Source organism: Streptomyces sp. NPDC049577, from assembly GCF_040675635.1.
Classification (GTDB): Bacteria; Actinomycetota; Actinomycetes; order Streptomycetales; family Streptomycetaceae; genus Streptomyces.
This window is the reverse complement of record NZ_JBFAPH010000340.1, coordinates 1-6,718: the sequence shown is the minus strand read 5'-3', so window position 1 is coordinate 6,718 and position 6,718 is coordinate 1. Positions and strand designations below refer to the sequence as shown.

General features: G+C 73.9%; 3 protein-coding genes and 1 pseudogene. All 4 read left to right on the top strand.

All coding sequences use genetic code 11. The annotated features are described in order from the left end of the window. The coding region (locus AB0K09_RS27580; protein ID WP_366068121.1) for an amino acid adenylation domain-containing protein at positions 1-4,351 on the top strand (4,351 nt) is incomplete at its 5' end. Positions 4,352-4,354: 3 nt separating this feature from the next. After that, positions 4,355-5,524 (top strand): FAD-dependent monooxygenase, encoded by a 1,170-nt coding sequence (locus tag AB0K09_RS27575; protein WP_366068120.1) that lies wholly within the window; start codon positions 4,355-4,357, stop codon positions 5,522-5,524. A gap of 52 nt (positions 5,525-5,576) precedes the next feature. Continuing rightward, the gene (locus AB0K09_RS27570; RefSeq protein ID WP_366068119.1) at positions 5,577-5,990 is read left to right on the top strand and encodes a nuclear transport factor 2 family protein; all 414 of its coding nucleotides are present in this window, start codon (positions 5,577-5,579) and stop codon (positions 5,988-5,990) included. Between the two features lie 31 nt (positions 5,991-6,021). After that, positions 6,022-6,718: pseudogene (locus tag AB0K09_RS27565) on the top strand (cytochrome P450); the annotation flags it as partial.

Genomic DNA, 6,718 nt, shown 5'->3' with positions numbered 1-6,718 from the left:
GCCGGGCGCCGCGCCGCGCACCGCCGAGGAGAAGGCGCTCGCCGCCGTCTGGGCCGAGGTCCTGGGCGTGGAGCGGGTCGGCGCGCACGACAACTACTACGCCCTCGGGGGCGACTCCCTGCTGATGCTGCGGGTCCGCGCGCTGGCGGAGCGGTGGGGACTGCGCTTCACCCTGGACGACCTCATGCGCCACCCGACCGTGGCCGAGCTCGCGGCGCACGTGGCGCGGACGTCCGCACCGGCACCGGCGGACGACGACTCCGCGCTGCCGCCCTTCGCCCTGGTCCCCGACGTGGACCGCGGGCGGCTGGAGGGCGCCGTGGACGCGTTTCCCATGACCCGGTTGCAGATCGGACTCGTCTATCACAGCCGCCGCGAGGAGCACTCCGCCGTCTACCACGACGTCTTCCGCTACCGCCTGGCGATGGTGTGGGACGAGGAGCGGTTCCGGCACGCCTTCGACCGGCTCACCGCCCGCCACCCCGCCCTGCGCTCCTCGTTCGACCTCGGCGGCTTCTCCGAGCCGCTGCAGATCGTGCACGCGAGCGCGCCGGGCGGTCTGGACGTCGTCGACCTGCGTGGCAGCGCGCCGGAGGCCGTCGAGGCGGCGATCGGCGCGCACGTGGAGGAACGGCGCTTCCACCGCTACGACTTCGAGCGGGCCCCCCTCTACCTCTTCCGCGCCCACGTGTGCGACGGGGCGGTGGAGCTGGTGTTCAGCTTCCATCACGCCCTGCTCGACGGCGGCAGCGTCGCCAACCTGCTGCGCGAACTCCTCCAGGACTACCAGCACGCCCTGGGGGCCGCCATCGGTCCCGTCCCGGACGCACCGCCGCCGGGCCCCGCCCACCATGTGCGCGAGGAGCGGGCGGCACAGGCCGACCCGGTGGCGCGGGAGCACTGGCGGCGCACGCTGGAGGGCGCCGAGGTGCTGCGCCTGGACGGCTTCGCACCGGCCGAACCGCCGCGCGGGGACGGCCATGTGGTGCACCACGCCGTCTTCCCCGACGATCTCGCGGAGGGGGTTCGGGGTCTGGCGCGGCGGCACGCCCTGCCGGTGAAGTCCGTCCTGCTAGCCGCGCACTGCCTGACCCTGCGACTGTTCTCCGGGCTCGACGAGTTCACCACCGGGCTCGTCACCCACGGACGTCCCGAGCGCGAGGACGCCGAGCGCATGGCCGGCCTGTTCCTCAACACGCTTCCCGTCCGGGTGGGCGATGCCCGGGCCGGTGCGCCGGGCAGCTGGCTGGACGTGGTGCGGGAGGTGTTCCGGCAGGAGCGCGAGGCCCATACCCACCGGCGATACCCGCTGAGCGCCATCCAGGAGGACCACGGCGGCCCGGTGCTGCACACGGCGTTCAACTACGTGCACTTCCACGTCCTGGCGCAGGTGCTGGGCCTGCCCGGTCTGCGGCTGGAGTCCTTCACGACGCGGGAGGAGACCGATTTCCAGCTGCTCGTCAACGCTTTCACCGACCCGGTCGACGGCCGCATGGGGCTGCGTGTCGACGGTGGCGGCCAGGGCATCACGGCCTCCCAGGCCGAGCTGTTCGCCCGTACCTTCACCGCGGTGCTGCGCCGGATCGTCACCCGGCCCGAGGAGGCTCCGGACTTCGCCTTCCTCGCGACTCCGCCGCGCGCGTCGTCCGGCCCGGCGGCCACGCAGGACGTGGTGAGCCTCTTCGACCGGCAGGCCGACCGCACGCCCGGCGCCGTGGCCGTCTCCGCCGGTGACGGTGAATGGACCTACCGCGAGCTGCGGGAGACGGCCGAGCGGGTGGCCCGGAGGCTGCTCTCCCTCGGCACCCGGCCCGGGGACCGGGTCGGCCTCGCCACGGGCCGCTCGCGGGAGACGATCGCCGCCGTCCTCGGCATCGCCAAGGCCGGTGCCGCGTGCGTGCCCCTGGACCCCGCCTATCCGGCGGCGCGGCTCGCCGCCATGGTGGAGGAGGCCCGTCCCGTCCGGGTCATCGCCCGGCAGGCGGACGCGGGGCTCGTGCCGGATCCCGGCCTCCTGCTGCCCGCCGAGTCGCTGCTGGGCCCCGAGGACGCCCGGACCGCGGGACGGGACCTGCCGGCGGCGATCGATCCGGCCGGTGGTGTCTACGTCCTGTTCACCTCCGGCTCCACCGGCCGGCCCAAGGGCGTGGCGATGCCGCACCGCTCACTGGCCGGCCTCGTCGGCTGGCAGATCCGCGCCGCCTCGGCGGCGCCCGGCGGGAAGACGGCCCAGTACGCGCCGCTCAGCTTCGACGTCTCCTTCCAGGAGATCTACTCCACGCTCTGCTCCGGTGGCACCCTGCGCCTGGTCACCGAGGACGAGCGGCGCGACATGGCCGCGCTGCTGCGGCTGCTCGACCGGGAGGAGGTCGAGCGGGTCTTCCTGCCGTACGTCGCGCTGCAACAGCTGGCCGAGGCGTCCGCCGCACTCGGTATCGTCCCGCGGCGGCTCAGGATCATCGTCTCCTCGGGCGAGCAGCTGCGGGTGACCGACGAGATCCGCGCGCTCCTGACCTCGCTACCGGGGGCGGTCCTGGAGAACCAGTACGGGCCGACCGAGTCGCACGTCGTCACCCGCCACACCATGACCGGCGACCCGGCCTCCTTCCCGTTGCTCGCCCCGATCGGCACCCCCGTCGACGGCGCCGAGGTGCACCTCCTGGACGGGCGGGGGAACCCGGTGCCGGTCGGCGTCAAGGGCGAGCTGTACCTGGGCGGCGCGGTGCTCGCCGACGGCTACCTCGGCGATCCGGCGCTGACCGCCGAGCGGTTCGTGCGGCCGGCCACCCCCTCGGGGGAGCGGAGGCTCTACCGGACCGGCGACCTCGCCCTGGTCCTGCCCGACGGGGCCCTGCACTACGCGGGCCGCGCGGACACCCAGGTGAAGGTCCGCGGCTACCGCGTCGAGCCCGCCGAGGCGGAGCTCGCCCTGACGGAGCTGGCGGCACGCCACCCCGAGGCGCACGTCCGGGAGGCCGCGGTGGTGGCCCGGAAGGACACGGGCGGGCAGACCACCCTGGTCGCCTTCCTCGTCGGCGACGCCGACCGCACCGACACCCGACTGCTGCGCACCGAACTCCGCGCGGTGCTGCCGGACTTCATGGTCCCCACCCACTGGGAGTGGCTGCCCGCGCTGCCGCTGACGCCCTCCGGCAAGCGGGACGACCGGGCGCTGCGCGCCCTGCCACTGTCCCGGACCGGTTCCCGCGGCGGCACACCGCCCCGGGACGCCTACGAGCGGGTGCTGGTGGAGATGCTCGCCGACCTGCTGGGCACCGGGCCCGTCGGGATCCACGACGACATCTTCGCGTGCGGCGCCACCTCGATCACCGTGATGCGGCTGGTCGTGCTCATCGAGCAGCGGTACGACGTCACGATCCCGCTCTCCCGGTTCATCGCCGCGCCGACGGTGGCCGCGCTCGCCGGGCTGCTGCGTTCCGGCCACGCGGCCGCGGCCTTCGACCCGCTGGTGCCGATCCGCACGGGCGGCGACCGGCGGCCACTGTTCCTGGCCCACCCCATGGGCGGCAACGTCCTGTGCTACCTGCCGCTCAGCCGGCATCTGCCCGACGGCCAGCCGCTGTACGCCTTCCAGGCGGCCGGCGCGGAGCCCGGCACCGAGCCGCTCCGGACCCTGCCCGAGATCGCCGCCTCGTACATCGCGGCCATGCGCCGCGTCCAGCCGCAGGGCCCGTACCTGATCGGCGGCTGGTCCTTCGGCGGTTTCGTCGCCTTCGAGATGGCCCGGCAGCTGCGGGCGGCCGGCGAGGAGACAGCGCGGGTCGTCCTGCTGGACACGGTCGCGGTCGGCCCCGGCGCGCGGCGCGGCGCCTACTCCGACGAGGCGTTGCTGGGCTGGTTCTTCTGGGAACTGCTGTGGCTGCACCGCGGGGGGTCGTCGCCGGTGGCCGTCGTCCCGGAGGAGCTCACCACGCTGGACGAGAAGTTCTCGTTCATCGCCGACCTGGCCGCCCGTGAGGGCGTCCTGCCCGCCGACGGCGCCGACGCCCTGGTCCGCAGGCTGTTCCGGGTGTACGCCGCCAACTGGCGTGCGACCGTGGACCACCGGCCGGGCCTCGCCGACCAGGACATCGTCCTGCTGCGGGCGAGCGAGCCGCTGCCGGAGGTCCTGCGGTCGATGCACGGCGCCGCCGGCACCCGGTACACCGACCCGGCCAACGGATGGCGCGAGGTGACCACCGGCGCGGTGCACGTCGTGCCCGTCCCGGGCGACCACCTCACGATCATGGAAGAGCCGTACGTGGCGGACGTGGCCCAGGCCATCGCGGAGCTGACCGACGCGGTCACCGTGCCGTCCTCCCCCACCCGTTCCACCTCGAAAGGACACTGAGCCATGCCCCTGCACACCCGTACCCGGGCGATCGTCGTCGGAGCCGGCATCGGCGGGCTCGCGACCGCCGTCGCCCTGCGGCGCGTGGGCGTCGAGGTGGAGGTCTACGAGCGCGCGAGCGAGCTGCGGCCCGCCGGATTCGGCATATCGGTCCTGAGCAACGCGGTGTCCGCCCTGCGCGTGCTGGGCATCGACCTCGGCCTGGAGGCACGCGGGCAGACCATCCTGCACACCGAGATCCTGACCGGCCGGGGACGGACCCTCCGGTCGCTGCCGATCGAGTCCGCGGGCGACCGGCTCGGCGCGCCGAGCGTGGCCATGTACCGGGGCGACCTCCACGCGGCCCTGCTGGAGGCCCTCGGCGACCAGCCCGTCGAGACGGGCGCCGTGGCCACCGGGTACGAGACCACCTCCGACGGGGTGCGGGTGCGCTTCGAGGACGGCCGCGAGGCCACCGGTGACATCCTGATCGGCGCCGACGGCATCAATTCCGTCGTGCGGCGCCGGCGCACGGGCGACGGCCGGCCGCGCTACGGCGGCTTCCTGTGCTGGCTGGCCGTGGCGCCCTACGAACACCCGCGCATGACCAAGGGATTCAACGCCCACTACTGGGGGGTCGGCAAGCGGTTCGGCATCCACGACGTGGGCCACGGCCGCGCCTACTGGTGGGGCACGATGAACATGCCGGCCCACGCGGCCCGCGCCTGGAACGGCGACAAGGACCAGATCGTCCGCGCGTACGCCGACTGGGCCGACGAGGTCCGCCATGCCGTGCGCACGACGCCCATCGAGGACATCGTCGCCGTGCCGGCGCTGGACCGGCCCTTCCTGGAGCAGTGGGGCGACGGCCCGGTGACCCTGCTGGGTGACGCGGCGCACCCGATGCTGCCGAGCCTCGGCCAGGGCGGGAGCACGGCCATCGAGGACGCCGTGGTGCTGGCCCAGTGTCTGGCCGCGCACAGCGACCCGGTCGCGGCGCTGCGGGCCTACGAGAACACGCGCCGGGAACGTACCCGGTTCATGGTCGAGGTCTCCCGCAAGTTCGCCGGATTCGAGCAGCTGGAGAGCCCGGTGCTGTGCGCCGTTCGCGACGCGTACATCCGCCGCGCACCGCAGTCCGTGCTCTTCGCCCCCTTCCAGCGGGCCCTCACCCCCCAGTTGCTGGGCGGTTGAGCCCCGCACCCCCAGTGCGACCGCGACCACCGGACACGATCAGGGAGCAGACATGACCCCGCCCGACACACGCACCGTCGTCAACCGCTACCTCCAGGCCCTGCGCACCCGTGACGCGCAGGCGATCCCCGAGCTCATCGCGGCCGACGCCGTGTACCGCATACCCGGCAGCCACCCGCTGGCCGGAACCTTCAGCGGCCTGGACGAGATCGTCCAGAAGTTCTTCGCTCCCATGGGGGCGCTGTTCGACCCGGAGGCCGCCTACTCGGTGGAGGTCTCGCGCGTCCTCGTCGACGGCGACCGGGCGTCGGTCGAGTGCGTCACCCGCTCGGCGACCGTGCACGGCACCCCGTACGAGATCGACATCAGCGCGCAGTTCACGGTCCGCGACGGAAAGATCGTGAGCATGCGGGAGTACTTCGACACCCAGTACTTCGCCCGGACCCTGTTCGGGCAGGACCGGTAAGCGGGACGAGGGACGGCAGAGGAGCGCGACGATGCGAACAGATCCCGGCACCTTCGCCCTCGACCCCACCGGCCGGGACGTCCACGGCGAGGCGTCCCGGCTCCGCCGGCGGGGCGCCGTGACCCCGGTGGAACTGCCCGGCGGCGTCCGGGCGTGGGCCGTGACCCGGCACGATGTCGCCAGGCGGGTCATGAAGGACCCCCGGGTCTCCAAGGACGCCCGGCGGCACTGGCCCGCGTGGGCGGCCGGCGAGATCGACCCGGACTGGCCGCTGGCACCGTGGGTGTCCTTCCACAACATGACCACCGCCTATGGCGAGGAGCACACCCGGCTGCGCTCCATGGTGGCGAAGGCGTTCACGCCGCAGCGCGTCGAGGCGCTGCGGCCTGTGATCACCGACATCACCCGAGCGCTGCTGGACACCATGGCGAGCGCGCCGCCCGGCGAACCGGTGGACCTGCGGGCGGCGTTCACCCACCCGCTGCCCATCAGGGTCATCTGCGGCATGCTGGGCATCCGCGACCTGGCCCAGGAGGCCCTGCACCAGGCGATCAGCGACCAGTTCCGCACCGGGGCGCCGGCGGAGGAGGTCCGCCGCAACCAGCAGGCGGTCCAGCGGCTGATGACCGAGCTCGTCCGCGAGAAGCGGGCCGCCCCCGGCGACGACATGACCAGCGCCCTGATCGCGCTGAGCGACGCGGCCGGCTCCGTGTTGAGCGAGGAGGAGC